General features: G+C 69.7%; 1 pseudogene. It reads left to right on the top strand.

What is annotated here, in order from left to right:
• Positions 1-163: 163 nt before the first annotated feature.
• A pseudogene (locus ACEN88_RS34335) lies at positions 164-432 on the top strand (hypothetical protein); the annotation flags it as partial.

Raw genomic sequence — 432 nt, forward strand, 5'->3', positions numbered from 1 at the left:
GCGCGGCCGGCCGACCTGTGCATCGTCTCCGGCGGCGCGGCGGCCAGCGTGGCCCCGCTCCTGTCCGTCCCGCACTGGATGCTGGATAATATTGTGCTGGTGGGCCTGCATGCGGCCGCACCCTTCCTTGCTACCGACTCCGCTCCCGCTTGAGGACATGCTCGTGCTACGACTCGCCTTCTGGTCCCTGCTGTTCCTGAACGCCGCCCTGTTCGCGTATGCCCAAGGCCTGCTCGGCACGGCCAGGAGCAACGAGCACGAACCGACGCGCCTGAAGCGGCAGTTCAACACGGCCAAGATGACCCTGCTGACGCGCGACCAGGCCGAGGCCGCCGCAAAGGCCGCTGCGCCGCCGGCGGGTGGCGATGCGGCGGACGTCGGTGGAATTGAACGGGCCGATTTCCGTGCACGCGAAGGCCGGGACGGGAGCGG

This window comes from Massilia sp. CT11-108 (assembly GCF_047302915.1).
Classification (GTDB): Bacteria; Pseudomonadota; Gammaproteobacteria; order Burkholderiales; family Burkholderiaceae_D; genus Telluria; species Telluria orientalis.